Annotated in this window: 20 protein-coding genes and 1 pseudogene; 10 read left to right on the top strand and 11 right to left on the bottom strand. The window is 69.7% G+C overall.

The genetic code is table 11. The features are described from left to right. The first annotated feature begins 50 nt into the window (after positions 1 to 50). Entirely contained in the window at positions 51 to 506 is a 456-nt protein-coding gene (locus ACE4Q9_RS18385; protein ID WP_397985302.1) for a hypothetical protein, read from the top strand. A gap of 33 nt (positions 507 to 539) precedes the next feature. Beyond that, positions 540 to 1,271 carry an NDP-sugar synthase gene (locus ACE4Q9_RS18380; protein WP_397985301.1) on the top strand — a complete coding sequence of 244 codons (732 nt, stop codon included), beginning with the start codon at positions 540 to 542 and terminating at the stop codon, positions 1,269 to 1,271. Positions 1,272 to 1,372: 101 nt separating this feature from the next. Here the strand turns inward: ACE4Q9_RS18380 and ACE4Q9_RS18375 are convergent, their stop codons facing one another. The 7 genes from ACE4Q9_RS18375 to ACE4Q9_RS18345 form a co-directional block, all read right to left on the bottom strand. Then, the gene (locus ACE4Q9_RS18375) at positions 1,373 to 3,082 is read right to left on the bottom strand and encodes a DoxX family membrane protein (protein ID WP_397985300.1); all 1,710 of its coding nucleotides are present in this window, start codon (positions 3,080 to 3,082) and stop codon (positions 1,373 to 1,375) included. Between the two features lie 158 nt (positions 3,083 to 3,240). Then, positions 3,241 to 4,182, bottom strand: a complete 942-nt coding sequence (gene rlmB / locus ACE4Q9_RS18370) for a 23S rRNA (guanosine(2251)-2'-O)-methyltransferase RlmB (RefSeq protein ID WP_397985299.1) — start codon at positions 4,180 to 4,182, stop codon at positions 3,241 to 3,243. A gap of 99 nt (positions 4,183 to 4,281) precedes the next feature. Next, a complete protein-coding gene (cysS, locus tag ACE4Q9_RS18365) occupies positions 4,282 to 5,682 on the bottom strand; it encodes a cysteine--tRNA ligase (RefSeq protein ID WP_397985298.1) in 1,401 nt (466 codons plus the stop codon). A gap of 132 nt (positions 5,683 to 5,814) precedes the next feature. Next, positions 5,815 to 6,219, bottom strand: coding sequence for a PPOX class F420-dependent oxidoreductase (locus ACE4Q9_RS18360; RefSeq protein WP_397985297.1), 405 nt, complete (start codon positions 6,217 to 6,219; stop codon positions 5,815 to 5,817). An 85-nt stretch (positions 6,220 to 6,304) separates the two neighbouring features. Further along, a complete protein-coding gene (ispF, locus tag ACE4Q9_RS18355) occupies positions 6,305 to 6,796 on the bottom strand; it encodes a 2-C-methyl-D-erythritol 2,4-cyclodiphosphate synthase (protein ID WP_397985296.1) in 492 nt (163 codons plus the stop codon). Further along, entirely contained in the window at positions 6,786 to 7,550 is a 765-nt protein-coding gene (gene ispD / locus ACE4Q9_RS18350) for a 2-C-methyl-D-erythritol 4-phosphate cytidylyltransferase (protein WP_397985295.1), read from the bottom strand. Before ispD ends, ispF begins: the two co-directional genes overlap by 11 nt. Before the next feature lie 368 nt (positions 7,551 to 7,918). Continuing rightward, entirely contained in the window at positions 7,919 to 8,401 is a 483-nt protein-coding gene (locus tag ACE4Q9_RS18345; protein ID WP_003953493.1) for a CarD family transcriptional regulator, read from the bottom strand. A gap of 615 nt (positions 8,402 to 9,016) precedes the next feature. On the opposite strand from ACE4Q9_RS18345, the gene ACE4Q9_RS18340 reads away from it, so the two are divergent. Next, positions 9,017 to 9,721: a DUF461 domain-containing protein gene (locus tag ACE4Q9_RS18340; protein ID WP_397985294.1), complete on the top strand. Its 705-nt coding sequence runs from the start codon at positions 9,017 to 9,019 to the stop codon at positions 9,719 to 9,721. An 84-nt stretch (positions 9,722 to 9,805) separates the two neighbouring features. On the opposite strand, the gene ACE4Q9_RS18335 is transcribed toward ACE4Q9_RS18340, so the two are convergent. Together ACE4Q9_RS18335 and ACE4Q9_RS18330 are read right to left on the bottom strand one after the other, a co-directional pair. Next, positions 9,806 to 10,486: a response regulator transcription factor gene (locus tag ACE4Q9_RS18335; protein ID WP_046419660.1), complete on the bottom strand. Its 681-nt coding sequence runs from the start codon at positions 10,484 to 10,486 to the stop codon at positions 9,806 to 9,808. Next, entirely contained in the window at positions 10,483 to 11,790 is a 1,308-nt protein-coding gene (locus tag ACE4Q9_RS18330) for a sensor histidine kinase (protein WP_397985293.1), read from the bottom strand. Before ACE4Q9_RS18330 ends, ACE4Q9_RS18335 begins: the two co-directional genes overlap by 4 nt. 224 nt (positions 11,791 to 12,014) lie before the next feature. Between ACE4Q9_RS18330 and phoU the strand changes: the two genes are divergently transcribed. Beyond that, the gene (gene phoU / locus ACE4Q9_RS18325) at positions 12,015 to 12,704 is read left to right on the top strand and encodes a phosphate signaling complex protein PhoU (protein WP_128790653.1); all 690 of its coding nucleotides are present in this window, start codon (positions 12,015 to 12,017) and stop codon (positions 12,702 to 12,704) included. Between the two features lie 217 nt (positions 12,705 to 12,921). Then, entirely contained in the window at positions 12,922 to 13,077 is a 156-nt protein-coding gene (locus ACE4Q9_RS18320) for a hypothetical protein (protein ID WP_397985292.1), read from the top strand. Between the two features lie 183 nt (positions 13,078 to 13,260). On the opposite strand, the gene ACE4Q9_RS18315 is transcribed toward ACE4Q9_RS18320, so the two are convergent. After that, entirely contained in the window at positions 13,261 to 13,614 is a 354-nt protein-coding gene (locus ACE4Q9_RS18315) for an antibiotic biosynthesis monooxygenase family protein (protein ID WP_397985291.1), read from the bottom strand. Between the two features lie 488 nt (positions 13,615 to 14,102). On the opposite strand from ACE4Q9_RS18315, the gene ACE4Q9_RS18310 reads away from it, so the two are divergent. The 5 genes and pseudogenes from ACE4Q9_RS18310 to ACE4Q9_RS18290 all read left to right on the top strand — a co-directional run. Then, positions 14,103 to 14,696, top strand: a complete 594-nt coding sequence (locus tag ACE4Q9_RS18310) for a hypothetical protein (protein WP_397985290.1) — start codon at positions 14,103 to 14,105, stop codon at positions 14,694 to 14,696. A 39-nt stretch (positions 14,697 to 14,735) separates the two neighbouring features. After that, positions 14,736 to 15,332 carry a hypothetical protein gene (locus tag ACE4Q9_RS18305; protein ID WP_397985289.1) on the top strand — a complete coding sequence of 199 codons (597 nt, stop codon included), beginning with the start codon at positions 14,736 to 14,738 and terminating at the stop codon, positions 15,330 to 15,332. Between the two features lie 785 nt (positions 15,333 to 16,117). Continuing rightward, on the top strand, positions 16,118 to 17,335 hold the full coding sequence (locus ACE4Q9_RS18300) for an IS110 family transposase (protein ID WP_145486262.1): 1,218 nt from the start codon (positions 16,118 to 16,120) through the stop codon (positions 17,333 to 17,335). A 262-nt stretch (positions 17,336 to 17,597) separates the two neighbouring features. After that, complete coding sequence (locus ACE4Q9_RS18295; RefSeq protein WP_397985288.1) at positions 17,598 to 18,008, top strand: hypothetical protein; 411 nt, start codon at positions 17,598 to 17,600, stop codon at positions 18,006 to 18,008. A 493-nt stretch (positions 18,009 to 18,501) separates the two neighbouring features. Next, a pseudogene (locus ACE4Q9_RS18290) lies at positions 18,502 to 18,885 on the top strand (UTRA domain-containing protein); the annotation flags it as partial. A gap of 84 nt (positions 18,886 to 18,969) precedes the next feature. Here the strand turns inward: ACE4Q9_RS18290 and ACE4Q9_RS18285 are convergent. Beyond that, entirely contained in the window at positions 18,970 to 19,731 is a 762-nt protein-coding gene (locus tag ACE4Q9_RS18285; protein ID WP_397985287.1) for a phosphoglyceromutase, read from the bottom strand. Positions 19,732 to 19,877 lie beyond the last annotated feature (146 nt).

Genomic DNA, 19,877 nt, shown 5'->3' with positions numbered 1-19,877 from the left:
AAGAGTGACGGAATGTCCGCGCGTCATTACCGGCCGCTACCCTCAGGCGCGTGAAGCACTCCACCACCACTCAGACGCGACGCAGCCACCGGGGCCCTGCCCGCCGGGTCGGCCGCTCCCTCGCCCTCGTCCTGCCCGTCGTCCTGGTGCTCTCGGGAACCCTCGCGGTCACCCGGGTCAACTGGACCGGAAGCCCCGCCGGCTCGGTGCTCACCGCCTCGGACATCACCGCGCAGACCGCCCCGAAGGCCGCCGCCCACGCCCCGGAGGACGTGCTGCGCGACCACCTGCTGAGCGAGCTGCACGAGAAGAATCCGGGCGTGGTCCTCACCCACCTCCAGGAGGCCGTCAACGGCCATCCCTCGCTCGCCCGGCACTGCACCTCCATCGCCCGCTCGCTCGGCCGGGCCGCGGTGCGCATCTACGGCGCCTCGCGCGCCCAGTCGTACGCGCGCCCGGTGTGCGACACCTCCTTCGCGACCGGGGTGCTGGCCGCACGCGGCTGAACCGGGCACGGGGCGCCACGTACAGTGCGGTTCATGACCCATCCGAACGCCGCGTCGCGCCCCACTCAAGCCGTGATCCTGGCCGGTGGCCAGGGCTCACGGCTGCGTCCGTACACCGACGACCGGCCCAAGCCGATGGTCGAGATCCCCGGCACGGGCACTCCGATCATCGGCCATCAGCTCGCCTGGCTCGCCGAGGAAGGCGTGACGGACGTGGTGGTCTCCTGCGGCCACCTCGCCGAGGTCCTCCAGGACTGGCTGGACTCGGCCCGGCTGCCGGTCTCCGTGCGCACCGTCGTGGAGACCGAGCCCCTCGGCCGCGGCGGCGGCCTCCGGTTCGCCGCCGCGCATCTCCCCCACCCGGACCGGCCCTGGTACGCCACCAACGGCGACATCTGGACCCGCTTCTCCCTGCGGGACATGGCCGACTTCCACACCGAGCGGGACGCCGTGGCGACGCTGGCGCTGGCCCGGCCGCGGATTCCCTGGGGCGCGGTGCGGACCGACGGCTTCGGGCACATCACCGACTTCATCGAGGCCCCGCCGTCCACGTTCGAGATCAACGCCGGTGTGTACGTCTTCTCGCCGGAGTTCACCACCCTGCTGCCCGAGCGCGGCGACCATGAGCGCACCACGTTTCCGGGGCTCGCCCGCGACCGGAAGCTCGCGGGCTTCCCGCTGCCGCAGGGCGCGTACTGGCGGGCCATCGACACGGCGAAGGATCTGACCGAGGCGGCCAAGGAGCTGGCGGGCTCGGGCCGGTAGCCGGTAGCCGGTAGCCGACAGCCAGAGGTGGCACGCGTCTCCGCATGACATGGGGCCCGGTACCGCACGCGGTACCGGGCCCCTTTCCTGTCCGCCGTCCGTCAGCCCAAAAGGCCGCCCAGCACGCCCGGTTGGCCCGTGGAGGAGCCGCCGCTCGACGTGGAGGTGCCGCCCGGAGCGGAGCCTCCGGAGGTGGTGGAGCTGCCGCCGGTGCCGGTCGGGCCCGCCGTGGTGCTGGGGGCGCCGCCCGTGGGGGCGGACTGGCGGGACGGGAGCCGGCCCGTGGTGCCCTGGGTCGCGCTCGGGGTGGTGGTCGTACCGCCCGCCGTGTGGCTCGCGCCCGGAGGCGTGGCGGAACCGGAGGGGCTCGCGCCGGCCGTGGCGCCGCCCGACGGGGCGGTGGATGCCGACGGGGTGCTCTTGTGCCGGGCGCCGGGCTCGCCGGGGAGCGGGGAGCCGGGGACGTTGTTGCGGGGGGCCTCGCCGGGGCCGGGGACGACCACGCGGCTGGAATCGCGGACCGCGCCGCCGAGCAGCGAGCCCACCAGCAGGGTGACGCCGACGGTCAGCGCGGTGATCAGGGCGCCGCGGCGCAGCACGTAGCGGCGCAGCTCCCAGATGTCGGAGCGGGGACCGAGCCGCCGCCAGGCGCTGCCCGCGAGCCGGCCGTCCACCGAGTAGACGGGGGCGCCGGCGATGATCAGCGGGGACCAGGCGGCCAGGTAGATGATGTCCGGGGCGTCGTACGCCGGGACCGTCTTCCAGCTCACCGTGACGATCAGCGCGGCCGACAGCAGCACGCCGACCACCGCGGCCACCCGCTGCCAGCAGCCGAGGATCGTCAGCACGCCCACCACGACCTGGAGGAAGGCGATCACCAGCCCGGAGCCGACCGGGTGGTGCAGCGCGAACTGGCGCAGCGGCTCGGCGACTTCCCAGGGGTGCAGGGTGTTGAGCCAGGTGACCATGGAGCCGCGCTTGCCGCCGTCGAAGTAGACGGGGTCGCACAGCTTGCCCATGCCTGCGTAGATCGAGATGAAGCCCAGGAAGATGCGCAGCGGGAGCAGCACCACGCCCAGGTTCATCCGGCGGCCGGGGTAGTACGCGTGCCGGGCCGGGTCGTCCCCGTGCCGCTTGGCGGGGCGCGGGGCGTCGAGGTCGTCGCCGGAGTCGGCGTCGTGGTCCGCGGGGTACGCCGGGAACGGCTCCGTGGGGTCGCCGTCGTACCCCTCGTACTCGTCCTGGCGCCCGAAGTCCGGGCGTGGGTAAGGCGGTTGGTCGTACGACCCGGTGCGCATGTGCGGCAGGAGGCGGGTGCCCCCCTCGTCGTCGGCGGAGGTGCGCTGGTGGCCGACGACGGGGGTCTCGACGGTCGGGTCCAGCGCGTCGTACGTCTCGTCGTAGCCGGTGGTGCCGACGCGCGGGATGACGCGGGTGGCGCCGGTGTCGGACTCCTCGGCGTGACGGACGATGCTGCCCCGCACGGCCTGGAGGAGCCGGTGGGCGCCGGTGTCGTCCGGCGCGGAGCGGCCGCTCCACACGACGGGACGGCGACGGCCGGCGCCGGGACGGGCCGCCGAGGCCGCGACGGGCATCCGGGCGGTGTCCTGGGCGGCGCTGAGATGGCGGGCGATCCGGGCGGACCGGGTGCGACCGGCCGCCGCGCCCAGCTGCACGCGGAAGCTGGCGTGGTTGACGATGATCTGCGCCGGGTCGCTCGGCACCTTCACCATGCTCAGCGCGGGAGCGTCGTCGAATCCCGACGAGCGGTCCCCCGTGGGTGTGCGGGGTGTTCTGGTGTCCACACTCATCTAACCGAGTGACGTGGAGTTAGGACACTGCTTTGACCGGCCGGATGTGTCCGGGCCCCGTCAAAGCAGCGTCGAACGCCATATGGACGCCGGAATTCCCGCGTAAGGGTGAAGTTCCGGACGGGTGTTCAGTCCCGTCGGCGCGTCGTCGCGACGGCTCAGCTCCGCCTGCGGGCGGCCTCGTAGAGCACGATGCCCGCGGCCACACCGGCGTTGAGGGACTCGGTGCCGCCCGGCATCGGGATGCGCACCCGGAAGTCGCAGGTCTCGCCGACGAGCCGGGACAGGCCCTTGCCCTCGCTGCCGACCACGATCACGACCGGGCCGGACAGGGCCTCCAGCTCGCCGATCTCGGCCTCGCCGTCCGCGGCCAGACCGACGACCGTGACGCCCGCCTTCTTGTACTGCTCCAGCACGCGGGTGAGGTTGGTGGCGCGGGCCACCGGGGTGCGGGCGGCGGCACCGGCGGAGGTCTTCCAGGCGCCGGCGGTCATCCCGGCCGAGCGGCGCTCGGGCACGACCACGCCGTGGCCGCCGAACGCGGAGACCGAGCGGACGACCGCGCCGAGGTTGCGCGGGTCGGTGACCCCGTCGAGCGCGACGACCAGCGGATCGGCGCCCTCGTCGGCGGCGGCGTCGAGCAGGTCCTCGGGGTGCGCGTACTCGTACGGCGGGACCTGGAGGACCAGGCCCTGGTGGTTCAGGCCGTTGGTCATGCGGTCCAGCTCGGGGCGCGGGGCCTCCATGAGGTTGATGCCGCCGCGCTCGGCGGCGAGCTGGAGGGCCTCGCGGACGCGCTCGTCGTTGTCGATGAACTGCTGCACGTACAGGGTCGTCGCGGGGACGCCCTCGCGCAGCGCCTCGACCACCGGGTTACGGCCGACGACCAGCTCGGACGCCGACCTGCCGGCGCCCCGGCGCGCCTGCGGGCGGCCCTGCGAGCGGCGGACCTTCGCGGCGGCGGCGCGCTGCTTGGCGTGCCCCTTGCGCATCTCGGCGGGCGGGGTCGGGCCCTTGCCCTCCAGGCCCCGGCGCCGCTGGCCGCCACTGCCGACCTGCGCGCCCTTCTTGCCGGACATGCGGCGGTTGTTCGCGGCCATGAGTCACCTGTTCCGTGAGCTTTGTTCGTACGTACGTCTTATGCAGTGTGCCGCCCGGACGGCCGGGCGGCACAATCGATCAAGGGGCGCCCGCGGTGGCTAACGCGCCCCGAGAGTCCAGCGCGGGCCCTGCGGGCTGTCCTCGATGGCCAGTCCGGCCTGGGCGAGCTGGTCGCGGATGGCGTCGGCGGTGGCCCAGTCCTTGCGGGCGCGGGCGGACTCGCGCTGGTCGAGGACGAGCCGCACGAGGCTGTCGACGACGCCGTGCAGGTCCTCGCCCTGACCGGACTCGCCGGCCCAGTGCGCGTCCAGCGGGTCGAGGCCCAGGACGCCGAGCATGGCGCGGACCTCGGCGAAGCGGGCCACCGCGGCGTCCTTGTCGTCGGCGGCGAGCGCGCTGTTGCCCTGCCGGACGGTGGTGTGCACCACCGCGAGGGCACCGGGGACACCCAGGTCGTCGTCCATCGCCTCGGCGAAGGCGGGCGGCACCTCGGCGGCGGGCTCGACGCTCTTGCCGGCCAGCTCGGTCACCCGCTGGAGGAAGCCCTCGATACGGCCGAACGCGGCCTCCGCCTCGCGCAGGGCCTCCTCGCTGTACTCGATGGTCGACCGGTAGTGCGGGGTGCCCAGGTAGTAGCGGAGCACGATGGGCCGCCAGCGCTTGACCATCTCGGAGACCAGCACGCTGTTGCCGAGCGACTTGGACATCTTCTCGCCGCTCATGGTGACCCAGGCGTTGTGCACCCAGTACCGGGCGAACTCGTCGCCGAAGGCCTTGGCCTGCGCGATCTCGTTCTCGTGGTGCGGGAAGATCAGGTCCAGGCCGCCGCCGTGGATGTCGAAGGCGGAACCCAGGTACTTGTGGGCCATCGCCGAGCATTCCAGGTGCCAGCCGGGCCGCCCCCGCCCCCACGGCGTCTCCCAGTCCGGCTCGCCCGGCTTGGTCGCCTTCCACATCGCGAAGTCACGCGGGTCGCGCTTGCCGGTGATGCCCTCCTCGGCAGGCTGGCGCATCTCGTCCAGGTCCTGCTTGGACAGCTCCAGGTAGCCGGGCCAGGAACGCACGTCGAAGTACACGCTGCCGTCGGCCTCGTAGGCGTGCCCGCGCTCGATGAGCGCCCGCATCATCTCGACCATCTCGGTGACATGGCCGGTGGCACGGGGCTCGTAGCTCGGCGGGAGGCAGCCCAGGGCGGTGTAGCCGTCGTTGAACGCCCGCTCGTTCTCGTACCCGATGGACCACCACGGGCGGCCCTGTTCGCGCGCCTTGGAGATGATCTTGTCATCGATGTCCGTGACGTTCCGGACGAACGTCACCTCGTAGCCGCGGTACTCGAACCAGCGGCGCATGATGTCGAAGTTGAGGCCCGAGCGGATGTGCCCGATGTGCGGGGCCGCCTGCACGGTGGCACCACACAGGTAGATCGAGACACAGCCCGGCTTGACCGGGTCGAAGTCACGGATCTGCCGGGCGCTGGTGTCGTACAGGCGAATAGTCACCACTCCAGAGTAGTGGGCCCTGCCTAGTGCCTCACGCCCCTTCCCCTGTTTACGGCGCCCTGTCCGCTGTTCACTGCGCCTGTCCGCGCGGCGTCCGCCCCTTCGCCCCCTCCGCCCGCGTCCGCCCGGCGCTCAGAGCCGCCCGACCACCTTGCGCGGGGTGATCCGGACGACGACTCGTTCGGCGTCCTGGGAGGACTCGGGGTTGAACTCGGCGTACTTCTTGCCCGTGTACTTGAGGCTCAGTTCGTCGATGAGGGCCTGGCCGCCGTCGGTGGTCAGTTCGGCGGTGCCGCGGATCTCGGCGTACTCGTAGGGCTGCTCGGGGTTCATGACGACGACGGTGACGCGGGGGTCGCGGTCGAGGTTCAGCTTCTTGCGGCGGTCGACCGTGGTGGAGAAGAGGAGCTGCTCGCCGTCGCGCTTCACCCAGACCGGCGACATCTGCGGACTGCCGTCGGGCTGGACGGTGCCGACGACGATGAACACCTTGCCGTCGAGCAGGGACTTGAGCCGGTCGGACAGGGCGGCGGGCATGGGTACCTCCATAAGGGCCGCGGACGGTGACTCTCCGGGTACCCTCGCACGCTCCCGGCTCACCCGCACCAGGAGAGCGCGGGTTTCAGGCCGTCCGCACCACCAGTGCCGTCGCGACCGCCATCAGCCCCTCGTCGCGTCCGGGGAAGCCGAGCCCGTCGGTCGTGGCGCCGGAGACGGACACCGGCGCGCCGGCCGCCTCGGAGAGGATCTTCTGGGCCTCGTCCCGCCGCTTGCCGATCTTCGGGCGGGGGCCGATCACCTGCACGGCGACATTGCCGATGGTGAAGCCCGCGGCGCGCACGATCCGCGCGGCCTCGGTGAGCAGCGTGACCCCCGACGCGCCCGACCACTCGGGCCGCCCGGTGCCGAAGTGCTGCCCGAGGTCGCCGAGCCCGGCCGCGGAGAACAGCGCGTTGCAGGCGGCGTGCGCGACCACGTCCGCGTCCGAGTGCCCGGCCAGCCCCGGCCCCTCGCCCTCCCACTTCAGGCCGGCGCACCACAGCTCGCGGCCCTCCTCGAAGGCGTGGATGTCGGTGCCGATGCCGACCTGGGGCAGCACCGTCTCAGTAGCCATCGTTCAGCCTCCTGCGGGCCAGGACGGCCTCGGCGAGGACCAGGTCCAGCGGGCGGGTCACCTTGAACGCCTCCTCGTGTCCGGGAACCGTCACCACCGGCAGGCCCAGCTGCTCCACCATGCTCGCGTCGTCCGTGACGTCCCCGGTCACCGTCTCGTGCGCGCGCACCAGCGTCACCCGGTCGAAGCCCTGCGGCGTCTGCACCGCCCGCAGCCGGGCCCGCTCGGGCGTGGCCACGACCGGTTCGGGCGCGCCGGGCTCGGTGGCCGGCGCGACCTCCTTGACGGTGTCGGCCAGCGGCAGCGCGGGCACGACCGCCGGGGCGCCGGCGCGCACGGCCTCGATCACGGCGTCGACGGTGTCGACCGGGACCAGCGGGCGGGCCGCGTCGTGGACGAGGACGACGCCGTACTGCGGCGGTACGGCCGCGAGGCCGAGCGCCACCGACTCCTGGCGGGTGTCGCCGCCGGGCACCACCACGAAGTCGGTCCGCTCGGGCAGCGCGTGCGCGTCGAGCAGCGACTTCACCTCGCCGGGCCCGTCCGCCGGGGCGACCACGACGACGAGGGAGACATGGCGGGAGGCGGCCAGCGAGTGGACCGCGTGGATGAGCATCGGCGTGCCGCCGAGCGTCCGCAGCGCCTTGGGGGCGCCCGGTCCGAGCCGTACGCCCCGGCCGGCGGCCGGGATCACGGCGGCGACGGGGGCCTGCGCGGGCGGCGCGGAGGGCGAGGAAGGCGATTCGTCAGACATCGGTTCCTGTCAGGTTTGTGTGCTCGACCTAGTTGGGTATGGCCTTCAGGAGTGCCGGGCGCGACGCCCTGACCGGACCCTTTCCGTGACCCTGGTCGAGCGCCCACCCAGGGCCCGGCATCTCGAGTATCGGGGGCCCGCTTCGTTTTCAGGGGCTTTCCGGGGGGTACGCCGCAGACGGCGCCGCGGGGACGAACATGCCGCAGCGCCCGGCGACAAAAACGAATGTCATCGGGCACCGCGGCATTTTCGCTGTGCTGAGAATGTGCGAGAGCACTGTGCTGAGCGTGCGGGAGTGGGGGCGACGGGCAGGGACCGATCAGTTCATCGGCCATTGACCGGGAATCGCCGCCCACGGCACGGGCACGTCAGGAGGCGAGCACCTCGTCGAGCAGGGCCTCGGCCTTGTCCTCGTTCGTGTTCTCCGCGAGAGCGAGCTCGCTCACCAGGATCTGGCGGGCCTTGGCGAGCATGCGCTTCTCACCGGCGGACAGTCCGCGCTCGCGCTCGCGACGCCACAGGTCACGCACGACTTCCGCGACCTTGATGACATCACCGGAGGCGAGCTTCTCCAGGTTTGCCTTGTAGCGACGGGACCAGTTCGTGGGCTCCTCGGCGTACGGCGCGCGCAGCACCTCGAAGACCCGGTCCAGTCCGTCCTGACCGACCACATCACGCACGCCGACGAACTCCGCATTGTCCGCTGGCACACGCACCGTGAGGTCACCCTGGGCGACCTTCAGCACCAAGTAGGTCTTGTCCACGCCTTTGATCTGGCGAGTTTCGATGGCCTCGATCAGCGCGGCCCCGTGATGGGGATAGACCACGGTGTCGCCAACCTTGAACGTCATGTGACAGGTACCCCTTCCGTGGCTATCCAGGGTAACACGGATACGGCGTCTTCTGAATGGCGTTTTCGCAGGTCAGGGCATATCTCGGGGCTTGACAACAGCAACCGGAACGTGCTGCGAAGGGCCCCCGGAAGCGGGAATTCGCAGGTGGGAGGGGCTGTCCGGACGGGGTGAAACGCGTACGTCACGCACCTCACGCACGCACTCCAAGCGGGGAAACATCCCGATTTGTCCGCTTCCTAGCGTACGACTTCCGCTACTCCGTTCGGAGGCCGCAGGGCCATGTGAGCCGATTCAAGAATTGGTCAGTGACGGCCGGACGGGTGATCCGGTGATCAATTTCGGGACGCCCGCGCATTCCTTCACGGAAATTTTGCGCGCGGTTATGCGAATGGCGCACCGCCACCCGGCAAAGCGGCTGGAGCGGCCGTTGTGACCGCCGAGGCGGCCGGGGTGCCGTCGGCCCACGTACCCCCACCTGGCGGGAAGCCCGGCGTGAGGGGGAGGGTCGGGTGCGATCGCGTGGGGACGGCTCGGTAACCTGAAGCCGCCGACAGACACTTAGGGTGGCTTTACAAGGGAAGCCGCCCCTGCGTTCAAGGAGTTGCCGCCGCCGTGAGCAGCAGCCTTCGACGCGGCGCCCTCGCCGCGTCCGCCATTGTCTTCTCGATCGCCTCGCTCGCCGCTTGCGGCGCCGGCAACGACTCGCAGACGCTCGAGGTCAAGCCGGACAACGCGGCGACCAGCGTCGGCGACATCAAGGTCCAGAACGCCCTGGTCATCACCCAGCCGGACCCGAAGTCGACCGGCCCCGCCGTGGTCTCCGCGACGCTGTTCAACTCGGGCAACGGCGACGAGACCCTCCAGTCGATCAGCATTCCGGGCACCAGCGACACCGTGAAGCTGACCCCGGCCAAGGGCGGCAGCCTGACCGTCCCGGCGCACGGCTCCCTGATCCTGGGCGGCCAGGGCAACGCCTCCGCCGAGATCCCCGGCGGCCACCAGAGCGTGCAGGACGGCAACGCCCAGCCGGTCACCTTCACCTTCAGCAAGGCCGGCGCGGTGAGCCTGCGCGCCTTCGTGGTCCCGGCCACCAGCTACTTCGACAAGTGGGGCCCGTCCCAGCTCCCGTCCGCCCCGGCCACCAACTCCCCGGCCCCCGGCGCCACCGCCTCGGGCAACACCAAGCCGGGCAAGCACGGCAAGCCGAACCCGTCCGCGAGCACGGGTGCCGCGGGCTCGACGGGCGCCACCAGCTCCACCGGCCCCGACACGCCCCCGAGCGACTCCGCCTCGCAGTCGTCCGGCACGGGTCACTGAGCGGTCGTACGGCCCTCGTCCGCGCGCCATGCGAAAGGGCGGCACCCCCTCGGGGATGCCGCCCTTTCGCACAGGCCTCGCGGCTTACGGCTCGAACTTGTAGCCCAGGCCGCGCACCGTCACCAGGTAGCGCGGGGCGCCCGGATCCGGCTCGATCTTGGCGCGCAAGCGCTTGACGTGGACGTCCAGGGTCTTGGTGTCGCCCACGTAGTCGGCGCCCCAGACCCGGTCGATCAGCTGCATCCGGGTCAGCACCCGGCCGGCGTTGCGCAGCAGCATCTCCAGCAGGTCGAACTCCTTGAGCGGCAGGTCGACCTTGGCGCCGGCGACCGTCACCACGTGCCGGTCGACGTCCATGCGGACCGGGCCGGCCTCCAGGGCCGCCGGGGTGACCTCCTCCGGCTCGCCGCGGCGGCGCAGCACCGCGCGGATGCGGGCGACCAGCTCACGGGAGGAGAAGGGCTTGGTGACGTAGTCGTCGGCTCCTATCTCCAGCCCGACGACCTTGTCGATCTCGCTGTCCTTCGCGGTCACCATGATCACGGGGACGTTCGAGCGGCCGCGCAGCTGGCGGCACACCTCGGTGCCGGGCAGGCCCGGCAGCATCAGGTCGAGCAGGACGAGGTCGGCGCCGTTGCGCTCGAACTCGTCGAGGCCGTCGGGGCCGGTGGCCGCCACGGCGACCTCGAAACCCTCCTTGCGCAGCATGTAGGACAGAGCGTCGGAGAAGGACTCCTCGTCCTCGACGACGAGCACTCGGGTCACGGAAGGACCTCCGGGGAGGGAAGCGGTTCGTACGGGGATGGCTCGGTGGGACCGGTCTCGTCGCCGAGGCCGGGATCCGGATGCTGAAGTGCGCGGTCGCGGGCCCCGCCCGCCTCCGGCAGCCTGAGCGTGAAGGTGGAGCCCTGGCCTTCGGCGCTCCAGACGGTGACCTCCCCGCCGTGCGAGGCGACCACGTGCTTGACGATGGCGAGCCCCAGGCCGGTGCCGCCGGTGGCCCGCGAGCGGGCCGGGTCCACGCGGTAGAAGCGCTCGAAGATGCGCTCCTTGTCCTTGTCCGAGATGCCGATGCCCTGGTCGGTCACGGCCAGCTCGATCATGTCACCGCCGGGGGCGCTCACCCGGCGGGCGGCGATGCCCACGCGGGTGCGGGCCGGGGAGTAGTTCACCGCGTTCTCGACCAGGTTGCCGAGGGCGGCGGCCAGCTGGCCACGGTTGCCCCAGACGTGCAGGTCGGCGGTGCCGCCCGCCCGTCGCCCGCCACCACCCTGATCGAGCCCTTCGGGCGCGCCCACATTCGTGACCATGGTGATCTGCTTGGTGCCCGCCTGGTGGCGGCAGCGGTCCACGGCCTCGGCGACCAGCTCGTCCACCTGGACGGACTCGGCGTCCTCCAGGGGGTCGTCGTTCTGCACCCGCGACAGGTCGATGAGCTCCTGCACCAGGTTGGTCAGCCGGGTCGCCTCGATCTGCATGCGGCCCGCGAAGCGCTGCACGGCCTCGGGGTCGTCGGAGGCGTCCATGACGGCCTCGGACAGCAGGGAGAGGGCGCCGACCGGGGTCTTCAGCTCATGACTCACGTTCGCCACGAAGTCGCGTCGTACGGCCTCGATCCGGCGGGCCTCGGTCAGGTCCTCGACCAGCAGCAGGACCAGACGGGAGCCGAGCGGCGCGACCCGCGCGGAGACGGCGAGGGCCTCGCCGCGTCCGCTGCCGCGCCGGGGCAGATCCAGCTCGACCTGGCGTATCTCACCGTCGCGCCGCGTGTCGCGGGCCATCTGGAGCATGGGCTCGATGGAGAGTTTGCCCCCGCGCACCAGCCCGAGGGCGTAGGCGGCGGAGCTGGCCTTGACGACGGCGTCGGCCTCGTCGAGGACCACGGCGGAGGAGCGCAGCACCGAGAGAACGGTGTCCACGCCAGGCGGGAGTACGGGATCGGTGTGCAAGGAGGTCCTGGTCGGTCGCTTCTGGTCGCGTTCGCTCCAGCGGAACGCCAGCATGGCGATGACACCGGTGAGCACCCCGGCGATCGCTGCCGCTGCGGCGACCGCCGCGTTCACGTCCATGTCACCAGGTTAGGCATGGGGTACGACATGCCCACAGCCGATCGGGTGCGACCTCGAACACTCGTCGCCCAGAGTTCACCTAGGGGCCAGTACCGGTTCATTTGGGCAGCCGGAAACGGACGCGTACGGGGCACAACGTGGGAGCGTGGGGGTTCGCACCGCCGGTTCTGCCGCCGGGCCCCCGGACACGACCCCCGGAACACGTATGACGAGAGGGAACCCTGATGCGGGACGCGTACCACGAGGAACTGGACTCGATCGGCGACGGTCTGGTGGAGATGGCCCGGCTGGTCGGCTCGGCGATCGGACGCGCCACGACCGCCATGCTGGACGCCGACCTCAAGCTCGCCGAGAGCGTGATCGAGGCGGACCAGAAGGTCGACGAGCTCCAGCACGACCTGGAGGCGCGGGCGATAGCGCTGCTGGCCCGGCAGCAGCCGGTGGCGACGGACCTGCGCATCGTCGTCACGTCGCTGCGCATGTCGGCCGACCTGGAGCGCTCCGGCGACCTCGCCCAGCACGTGGCGAAGCTGACCCGGCTGCGCTTCCCCGAGCGCGCCGTCCCGCAGGACCTGCACGCGACCATCCTGGAGATGGGCCAGCTCGCACAGCGCCTGATGGCCAAGGCCGCCGAGGTCATCGTGACCAAGGACGTCGACCTCGCGCTCCAGCTGGAGCAGGACGACGACGAGATGGATTTGCTGCACCGCACCCTCTTCCAGCACCTCATCGACGACCGCTGGAAGCACGGCATCGAGACGGCCGTGGACGTCACCCTGCTCGGCCGCTACTACGAGCGCTACGCCGACCACGCGGTCGCCGTCGCCAAGCGTGTGGTGTACCTGGTCACCGGTGAGCACGCGGACGAGATCCAGTCGGACATCCAGCCGGTGACGGGCGTGGAGGGCGCGTAGGCCCTGGCCGGGCGGGGGCCGGGGCCGGGGGCGGGGGCGAGAGGTCGGGTGACGTAGGTGAGATGCCGTAGGTGGGGAGCCGCGTGCGGGGGTCGGTTGCTCCCTGGGGCCAACTGTGGCGCATCCGTGCGCCGTTGATGCGCCCGGTCGACTGGGCATGGAATGGGTGAGGGCATGCCTGCCCCGGCAACTAGGCCCCGGCGTCTAGGAGGGACCCATGACCGACTCCCCCAGCACCACCCCCGACCCCGCGCAGGAGCGCGAGACCGAGCAGCCCGCGAAGATCAGGGGCCTGCCGCTGGTCGCCGCGTGCGGCTGCGGCTCCGGCTGCAGCTGCGGCTGCCAGTCGGGCGCGCCCTGCCAGTGCGGCTGACGGCAGAGCCGTCGTAGGGCCGGTACGAACTCCTTTCGTACCGGCCCTTTTCCGTACGGCACCGCGCCCGTACGGGTCCAGCCGCAGCTGGTCGAAAGCGAGGCCGGTTCGGGCGTCCGGGTGGCGCGGCAACCGGCGGGCTCAGCCGAGATCGCGCCGTCGGCGTGACGGCGCCGCCGGGACCTACTCCCGCTTGAACCCGTGGCTGCGCTCCACCTTCGCCACGTGCAGCGTGTACCTCTGGTACCACTCGGCCCGCCCGCGCTCCTGTGCCGCACGGTGCTCGGCGTTGCTCCGCCACTCCGTGAGGGCGTCCGCGTCACGGAAGTACGCGACGGTGATGGACAACCCGCCGGGCGTCTGCGCATGATCCGCCCCCAGGAATCCGGGGACGTCCTTCACCAGGTCTTCCATGCGCGCGTTGGTCTCGCTGTAACCGCTTCGGTCCTCGGTCGGGATCGCGGTGAACACAGCGGCGTAATAGGGGGCTTCGAAGGCCTCGACGGGCCTGACAGCCACTTCGGAATGCTCGCTCATGCCGCCACTGTGCGTCAGGCCGCGCCCAATGCTCCAGCGTCATTCCTGAACGGAATCGATCAGTGATCCGGCTCTTGACCTGATCGATGCCGCGATGACCCAGTACTTCGACATGGGCGACAAGACGCAGTGGGCCGGTGGAGGACGCGGAGTTTGCCAGAGCAGCCCCGCCGCCTTTGACACACGCCGGGATCAAGCTGGACTGGGCACAGCACGGAGTTGGCGCGGCGGGCACCGCGCTGGCCGGGCAACCGCGTACAACGGTCTTCCGCCCCCCCTTCTTACAGATCGATCCGCCGTCATACATAGCGAGCCGGGACTGACAACAGTAGACCCGCGCATAAATTATTGCCGGAATCAATCAGTCCACTATCAGATCTCCCTCAATTCAATTGAGGGAGACTCCATGTAACCGCTATGTTCTTCTTTGTTGGCCGGCACGGAAAATTAGCCATGATTTGGCAAGACCTAGGCCCAGGGGGGGGACCATGAAGCGGACAGCAAAGATCGGCACACTCATTGGTGCAGTCGTGATGAGTGTAGGGTTAGGGGTCAGCTCAGCTTCCCCGGCTGCGGCCCAAAGTGGGACGGATATCGCCACCACAAGTCCCGTCACCAAGTTCTTCGAGCCCGGAACCAAGATACCCGGAAATCTCTCTAAGCCCGGCGCCAAGTTGATAGTCAAGCCGAACGCCGCCGCACGGTCGCTTTCCGCTGCTCCCCCCCAGACGTTGGGGCGCGTCGATTTGGGCGAGTCGTGCAGCACAGAAGTGATTTCCAAGACGAGCGGCCAAGGCAAGACTACTCTGGTGCTGTCCGTCAGCAAGGAACGGGCGGTCCAACTCAGCGGAGACGCCGGGATCAGCAAGGGGTGGATCACTGTCTCTGTGGGGTTCAGCGTGACAAATACCTACAAAGTCACAAATGAAACCCGTTATGAGGTGCCCAAGGGAAAGTATGGGACCGTCGAAGCATACACTCTCTTGGAACACTATCGCGTCCAGGTCCCCTGGCACGGCTTCACCCGAATGGTCGATGTATATAAGCCCATCGGCGTATGCTTCAATCAGTGGCTAGACTAGTCAGCAGTCATTAGCTTCGGCACGCGAAAGGGCGACTCCATGGCGCAGATTTTTCGAAAGACAGTCTTAGGGGTGGCCCTTTTGCTATCCTGCGTCGCGTGCACTTCCGGAGGCGGGGATGGAAAGACGCATGAATCATCAGTCGACCAATTCCCGCGACTGAATCAACTCAAGTCCGTCGACGCGAGTGAGGCACAGAACATCGCAGCGGACGAATTTCCTTCGGATCCTCACGTCCCCAAGGTGATCGGCGAGGTGCGTAAGGGACCTTATCGTCTGATTGCGTACATCCAGGGGGACTCCTGCGGGCTGCGGGTGACTGATGCGTCGGATCCCAAGCGCGCGTTACTTCACGTGACGTCGGCATGGCCTGCAAATGATTCGGACGGCAGCGCCAAGTACCCCGCTGGCCCCTACAGCTTCGCCTCAGCGGGAGGTGCGAGCGGATCCGACACGTGGGCCTCGCTCGGTTGCGGCAAGTCGGCGATGGTGATTGGCTATTCGTCCCGTACGTACGGACCCGTGTCCGACCAGCGGGGTGACGTATCGGTCAAGAAGAACTCCGAGGATCCGGTGGCCCTGATGGTGGTGATCGGCCCGCGAGGAGTACGCGAAAAGATCTTGCCGCGGCTCTGAAACAACAACGGGTTTCGCAACGACTATCGAGGCCCAGTCGAACCTGGTATTAAAAACGCCCCTGACCCGCGCCAAGCGCAGGTAAGGGGCTTAATTGCGGGAGCTACTTATCCTTGCCCTGGGTGTTGTCGGGGATCTTGGAGAGCTGGGTTTTTGCTGGTCAGAGGCAGTGGGCTCGTGCGCCTGGTGGTCGTCGTTGGTTGTCCCTGGCCACTGCCGAGCGTCCCCGGACGGCCCAGCTTCGCCGCGCTCGCCTGACGGCCGCCACCTTCGACGCGCCCAGCCCAAACCTCAGCCGACGACAGCCCGCCACGATGGTGGGTGCGCCAATCGACCCCGCACGCGTATGCCTCGCTGTACCCCCGCCCGCCGGCCTCGGCCACGCTGCCTGTTTCGATGGCCAGTGCCTCACGGCGGTGACCGGCCGACCCTCAACCTGGGAAGCTGAGGTGATCTACGCCCGGCTGTTGGGCTGACCTGTGGTGACGCGGTCTCGTCGCCTGCTTGGCCACTGGACTCCCCGTTATCTTTTTCGCGGTCCTGCAAGAGGGCCGCTGGCCTCCGGGCCCGGTATGACTGTGTCCCCCTGTCGAAGGCATGACCTGGGGGGTGGTGTCACCGGGCCCGGGAGGTGTCCGTCGGAGACGCTGATCAGAGGTCCGGCCACCGTCCGGTCCGGCGCAACGCCGGGCAGTTCGCGGGCGGCAGGTCTGCATAACGTGGATGCGCGAGCACGACACCCGAGCCGAGGCCGGCACCGTCAACACCCCTTGGGAAGGGGCACGATGTTCGAGATCGAAGACGTTGGCGTGTTCCTGGGCCTGGACGTCGGCAAGAGCGCCCATCACGGCCACGGACGCACCCCGGCCGGGAAGAAGGTCTTCGACAAACCGCTGCCCAACAGCGAACCCAGGCTGCGGGCCGTCTTCGACAAGCTGCGCGACAAGTTCGGCACCGTCCTGGTGGTCGTCGATCAGCCCGCCTCGATCGGCGCCCTTCCGCTGACCGTCGCCCGCGACGCGGGCTGCCAAGTGGCCTACCTGCCCGGACTGGCCATGCGCCGGATCGCCGATCTCTACCCGGGCGAGGCCAAGACCGATGCGAAGGACGCCGCGGTGATCGCGGACGCGGCCCGCACCATGCCGCACACCCTGCGCTCGCTGGAACTGACCGACGAGATCACCGCCGAACTCACGGTCCTGGTGGGCTTCGACCAAGACCTCGCCGCCGAGTCCACCCGCACGTCCAACCGGATACGCGGCCTGCTCACCCAGTTCCACCCCAGCCTGGAACGTGTCCTGGGACCGCGTCTGGACCACCAGGCCGTCACCTGGCTGCTGGAGCGTTACGGTTCTCCGGCCGCCCTGCGCAAGGCCGGCCGCCGCAGACTCGTCGAGCTGATCCGCCCGAAAGCTCCCCGCATGGCCCAGCGGCTGATCGACGATGTCTTCGACGCACTCGACGAGCAGACCGTCACCGTCCCCGGCACCGGCACCCTCGACATCGTCATCCCCTCCCTGGCCGCATCCCTGGCCGCCGTCCACACCCAGCGCCGGGCGATGGAAGCGCAGATCAACACGCTGCTGGAGGCCCACCCTCTTTCCCCGGTCCTGACGTCGATGCCCGGCGTCGGCGTCAGGACCGCCGCCGTCCTGCTGGTCACCGTCGGCGACGGCACCGGCTTCCCCACCGCCGCCCACCTCGCCTCCTACGCCGGACTCGCCCCGACCACGAAGTCGTCCGGCACCTCGATCCACGGCGAACACGCACCCCGAGGCGGCAACCGGCAGCTCAAACGCGCGATGTTTCTGTCCGCCTTCGCCTGCATGAACGCCGATCCGGCCTCCCGCACCTACTACGACCGCCAGCGAGCCCGCGGCAAAACCCACACCCAGGCCCTCCTCCGACTCGCCCGCCAACGCATCAGCGTCCTGTTCGCCATGCTCCGCGACGGCACCTTCTACGAATCCCGGACGCGCACGGACATCGAGCTCGCCGCATAACCCAGCAACCCCGGACCACCCCAAACCCGACAAGGGTGCCTTGACGAAAGACATAGAGGCACCCCCCCGGTGTTCCCCGTGGTTCCCCGCACGATCTGGCACCCATGTGGCACGCTCCTCCGCCCTAACGCCGGGTTGTCGTCCAAGTCACCCAGGGGGTGAGGTTGTCAATAACGACCAGCGACAGACGAGAAGTGCCGCACAAAGTGCCGGAGTTGGTCGCTAGGATCGGTCCACTGGGCCTAAACGGGGAGGGAAGATCGTGGAGCCGACGCTCATCGCCTTGGCCAGCGCAGGCGGCTCGGCCGTCGTATCGGCCATGGCAACAGATGGCTGGCAGACGCTGCGATCAGGCGTCGTTGATCTGTGGCGCCGATTCCGCCCAGACTCCGCTGCCGAGCTGGAACGAGATCTTGAGACGTCGCGTTCTGCACTGCTCGCCGCTCCTTACACGGAGATCCAACCCATACGTCAGGCTATTCAGTCAGCCTGGCAGGGGCGCATGCTGACGCTCTTCCTGGAGGACCGGGCCGCTGCGGCAGAGTTCGAAGGCTTGCTGTCCAGACTTACGGAAGCCGGCTCACACAAGACGAACAGCACTTTCAACGCCGAGGCCCGTGACCACGGCCGGGTGTACCAAGCAGGCGGGAACCAGTTCATCAGCGAGCGATGAGCGCCAGGTGAGACGAGGATGATGGCCCCAGGCCAGCGTGACCAGGAAGGCTCTTGGCGGCAGATGTACGGCCATGCCGAGGGCGACGGGCGTGTGTACCAAGCTGGACGTGATCAGCATCTGACAGTACACGTGCATGGGGAGCAACCACAGCCTCAGTCGTATGGGGGTGTCCGCAACGCGCTTGCACCGCTCTACGTGCTGCTTCAACTCGTGAGCACCCTCGCAGTTGTAGTGGGCTGCCTCATCGTTGCTATAACCCTCTGGAAGGCACTATTCAGCACCCTGTTCTTTCAGGGCTGCGGCATCGTGGGCGCGAGCTTGGTACTGATGTTGATCGTTGAGCGGCTCTTCACAGGCCGCTGGCACAGGTGGTCACGCCCCCGCAAGCGAGCATCGCGAACATAGGGAACCGGGCACACATCAGGTCCCTCACCTGCAGGGACGCCGGTAGATAGCGGAGTCTGATGCACTCGGGCCACTTCTTCTTGCCCTGGGTCCACGGCTCGGGGCCGTGCGGCGGGTTCTCGTGCGGCGGCGTCGGTACCTGCTCGACGGGAAGCCGGTCGGGTTTGCCGCCTCGTACCTGCCGGTCGACGTCGCCCGCGGAACGCCCATCGCCGAACCCAATCCCGGACCCGGCGGCATCTACGCCCGCCTCGAAGAACTCGGCCGTCACCTCGACCACTTCGAAGAGGAGATCCGCGCACGGATGCCCACCCCGGCCGAGGTGAAGACGCTCCGGCTCGCACCCGGCGTCCCCGTCATCCACCTCGTCCGGACCGCCCTCGACACCGAGGGGCGGGCGGTCGAGGTCTGCGACACCGTCATGGCAGCGGACGCCTACGTCCTGTCGTACCAGCGCCCGGCGACATGACCGTCGTAGAGCCGGACACCCCAGCGCAGCAACAAGCCCCCTCCCAGCGGAGAAACCGCAGGCAGGGGGCTTGATCGGCGGAGGTTACTTCTTCTTGCCCTGGTTCTTGACCGCCTCGATTGCTGCCGCGGCTGCCTCCGGGTCGAGGTACTTGCCGCCCGGAGTCAGGGGCTTGAAGTCCGAGTCGAGTTCGTAGGCGAGGGGGATGCCCGTCGGGATGTTCAGGCCCGCGATGTCGGCGTCCGAGATGCCGTCCAGGTGCTTGACCAGGGCGCGCAGGGAGTTGCCGTGGGCGGCGACGAGGACCGTGCGGCCGGACAGGAGGTCCGGGACGATCGCGTCGTACCAGTAGGGGAGCATCCGGAAGACGACGTCCTTCAGGCACTCGGTCCTCGGGCGCAGCTCCGGCGGGAGGGTCGCGTAGCGCGCGTCGTCGAACTGGGAGAACTCGGAGTCGTCGGCCAGCGGGGGCGGCGGGGTGTCGTACGAGCGGCGCCAGAGCATGAACTGCTCCTCGCCGAACTCGGCCAGCGTGGCCGCCTTGTCCTTGCCCTGGAGGGCGCCGTAGTGGCGCTCGTTCAGGCGCCAGCTGCGGTGGACCGGGATCCAGTGGCGGTCCGCGGCCTCCAGGGCCAGCTGGGCGGTGCGGATCGCGCGCTTCTGGAGGGACGTGTGGACCACGTCGGGCAGCAGGTCTGCGTCCTTCAGGAGCTCGCCACCGCGGACTGCCTCCTTCTCGCCCTTCTCGTTCAGGTTGACGTCCACCCAGCCGGTGAACAGGTTCTTCGCGTTCCACTCGCTCTCGCCGTGGCGGAGGAGGATCAGCTTGTACGGTGCGTCGGCCATGCCTCAGAGCGTAATCCACGCCCACCGGGCGCCGGCGCGGCCGACCGGTGGGCGGAACGCCGGGGGCGCCTGGCGTCCGCCGGTTAATCCGGTGGTCGATGTCAGACCCCGTTAGTAAGTTGTGCGAGCGCCAGCAGCCGCTTACC

Source organism: Streptomyces sp. AM6-12, from assembly GCF_044327085.1.
Classification (GTDB): domain Bacteria; phylum Actinomycetota; class Actinomycetes; order Streptomycetales; family Streptomycetaceae; genus Streptomyces.
Note: the sequence above shows the minus strand (reverse complement) of the source record. Positions and strands in the feature narration are given on the sequence as shown.